Here is a 2,771-nt window from a genome sequence, read left to right as displayed (position 1 = left end):
TCGGAAGTCCGCCCGGTGGTCGAGAACGTGCTCAACGAGGCTCTCGCCACCTGGTTTGAGGAACATCCGGCCGAAGCGAAGGTGATTGTCGGCAAGGTGATCGAGGCCGGCGCCGCGCGCGAGGCTGCGCGAAAGGCGCGTGAACTCACCCGGCGCAAGGGCGCGCTGGATATTGCCTCCCTGCCCGGCAAGCTCGCCGACTGCCAGGAACGCGATCCCGCCAAGTCCGAACTGTTCATCGTCGAGGGTGACTCCGCAGGCGGCTCCGCCAAACAGGGCCGCAACCGCGAATTCCAGGCGGTGCTGCCGTTGCGCGGCAAGATCCTCAACGTCGAGCGCGCGCGCTTCGACAAGATGCTGGGCTCCGAACAGATCGGCACGCTGATCACGGCATTGGGCACCGGCATCGGTCGCGACGATTTCGATCTGGCCAAGCTGCGCTACCACAAGATCATCCTGATGACCGACGCCGACGTCGATGGCGCGCATATCCGCACCCTGCTGCTGACGTTCTTCTTCCGGCAGATGCCGACGCTGATCGAGGGCGGCTTCCTCTATATTGCGCAGCCGCCGCTCTACAAGGTGACGCGCGGCAAGTCCGAGCAGTACCTCAAAGACGAGCGCGCGCTGGAAGATTACCTGATCGAGACCGGCCTCGACGACTGCGTGTTCAAGCTGGCCACGGGTGAAGACCGCGGCGGCCGCGATTTGCTGGCGCTGGTCGAAGACGCCCGCCACATTCGCGGCACGCTGCACAATTTGCACAGCCGCTATAATCGCAAGGTGGTGGAGCAGGCGGCGATCGCCGGCGTGCTCAACCCGCAGGTCACCAGCGACCTCGCGACCGCCAACGAGGCCGCTGCCTATATCGCGCGCCGGCTCGATGCGCTGGCCGACGAGGTCGAGCGCGGCTGGGTCGGCGCGTTCCGCGAGGGCGAGGGCTTCTTCTTCGAGCGCACCATCCGCGGCGTGAAAGACGTAGCCTTCATTGACGACGCCCTGCTCGGCTCCGCCGACGCGCGCAAGCTCGATGAATACGCAGCCTCGCTGCAGGAGGCCTATCCGAAGCCCGGCATCCTGCGCCGCAAGGATCTGGAATTCCCGATCCACGGCCCCGTCACTTTGTTCGAGGCGGTGACCGACGCCGGCCGCAAGGGCGTGGCCCTGCAGCGCTACAAAGGCCTCGGCGAGATGAACCCGGGCCAGCTGTGGGAAACCACGCTGGACACCAACGAACGCTCGTTGCTGCAGGTCAAGGTCAAGGAAGTCGATGAGGCCGACGACATCTTCACCAAGCTGATGGGCGACGTGGTCGAACCGCGCCGCGATTTCATCCAGGAGAATTCGCTGAGCGCGAACGTGGATGTGTAGGGGCTAGCGGGTGGGGCGCTTCGCTGAAAGGCGAACCGACTAGTTCTAGAGTCCACTGCCGTATTTGAGCCTTGCTTCCCTTGCGGCAGCGACCGTCTTCGGAATTGCGGATGTGACCGTGATCCAGAGGATTTCGAGTTCGATACGGTAGTAGCCATGGGCGAGACGGTCGCGGCTCCTGCGAGCCAGCTTTAGGTTCAGATCAGGAAAGCCCTGGTTCAGATCGGGGTAAAGGTCGTCGAGCTTTCCAGCTGCCTCGCCAATTGCCTCCGCACATTTACAGGCCGCATCCTGAAGCATCTTATCCCTGAAGAACGCATCTCGATCGACAGCTCTCAAGTGACCTTCGAGACGCTCTCCCCAAGAGACAATGTCGGACAGCCAGTCAACGACGGTACGTTTGCTCATGGTATCGGACGCAGATCGCCCTCGACTCGATCAATCACGTCAGGCGCCAGGAACCCTCTGGTCAGCAGATCGACCTTGCAACCCAGAATAGCTTCGAGTTCGAGCTCTGCTTGCGCAAGATCGTACAGCGACGTCTCGGACGGAGCTTCGATCAGAATGTCGAGATCGCTATCTTCCGTGTCTTCGTTTCGGGATGCTGATCCGAAAATCCTGGGATTGCTCATGCGGAACCGATCAAGGACCTCACGGACCTCGTCGCGATGCTCCCGCAATGCAATCGATGGCTTCACGGTTGAAACTCGACCTAACGATTATTCTGAAGTGGTAGTTATAGACGATCCGCCGGAAAATGCTATCGGCGGTGCCGCCCCATTGCCCGCGGCATGAGCGCCATGCGCCTGCAAAAGGGGCTTGGCGAGACCTGCGCCGATGGTCCAAACAGAGCCCTGGACCGGCGCTTCGGTCTTCGGATCCATGCATGAAGATTCTGGTTTTCGGCGGCACCGGCTTTGTCGGGCTGAATATCGCGGAAGCGCTGCTCGGGCGCGGCCATTCGGTGACCTTGTTCGACCGCGCCGGCCTGCCGGCTGTCGCGCAGCGCGCGTTTGCCGGCCATGGCGGCAGGCTGGCGATGGTGCAGGGCGATGTGCTCGACCGCGACGCCGTCGAGGCGGCAATCGCTTCCGGCATTGACGCCATCGTCATGGGCGCCGCGATTACCGCCAGCGCCGAGCGCGACGCCGCCGATCCCGAAACCATTCTCCACGTCAACCTGCTGGCACAGACGCCGATCCTCGTCGCGGCGCGCCGCCATGGCGTCGGGCGCGTGATCAACCTGTCCTCCGCCGGCGCCTATGGCGCCACCGCCTTTCGCCACGCGCTGCTCGATGAAGACATGGCCTGCGACCCCGTATCGCTCTACGCCATCACCAAATACACCTCCGAGAAAGTCGCCGCGCGCCTCGCGGCGCTGTGGGACTTCGACATCGTCA

The 2,771-nt window shown here is 63.1% G+C and carries 4 protein-coding genes; 2 read left to right on the top strand and 2 right to left on the bottom strand.

Going from position 1 to position 2,771, the window contains the following annotated elements; all coding sequences use genetic code 11:
• On the top strand, positions 1 to 1,371 hold a 1,371-nt coding region (locus JWR89_RS05540; RefSeq protein WP_299712785.1), incomplete at its 5' end, for a toprim domain-containing protein.
• Between the two features lie 45 nt (positions 1,372 to 1,416).
• On the opposite strand, the gene JWR89_RS05535 is transcribed toward JWR89_RS05540, so the two are convergent.
• Together JWR89_RS05535 and JWR89_RS05530 are read right to left on the bottom strand one after the other, a co-directional pair.
• On the bottom strand, positions 1,417 to 1,779 hold the full coding sequence (locus JWR89_RS05535; RefSeq protein WP_299712782.1) for a HepT-like ribonuclease domain-containing protein: 363 nt from the start codon (positions 1,777 to 1,779) through the stop codon (positions 1,417 to 1,419).
• Positions 1,776 to 2,069, bottom strand: a complete 294-nt coding sequence (locus JWR89_RS05530) for a nucleotidyltransferase family protein (protein ID WP_299712780.1) — start codon at positions 2,067 to 2,069, stop codon at positions 1,776 to 1,778. The genes JWR89_RS05535 and JWR89_RS05530 overlap by 4 nt, the downstream gene beginning before the upstream one ends.
• A gap of 188 nt (positions 2,070 to 2,257) precedes the next feature.
• Between JWR89_RS05530 and JWR89_RS05525 the strand changes: the two genes are divergently transcribed.
• Positions 2,258 to 2,771, top strand: a 514-nt coding sequence (locus tag JWR89_RS05525) for an NAD(P)-dependent oxidoreductase (protein ID WP_299712777.1), incomplete at its 3' end; no start/stop codon positions are given.

It is taken from the genome of Tardiphaga sp., from assembly GCF_028290785.1.
Lineage (GTDB): Bacteria > Pseudomonadota > Alphaproteobacteria > Rhizobiales > Xanthobacteraceae > Tardiphaga.
This window is presented reverse-complemented; position numbering and strand designations above follow the sequence as displayed.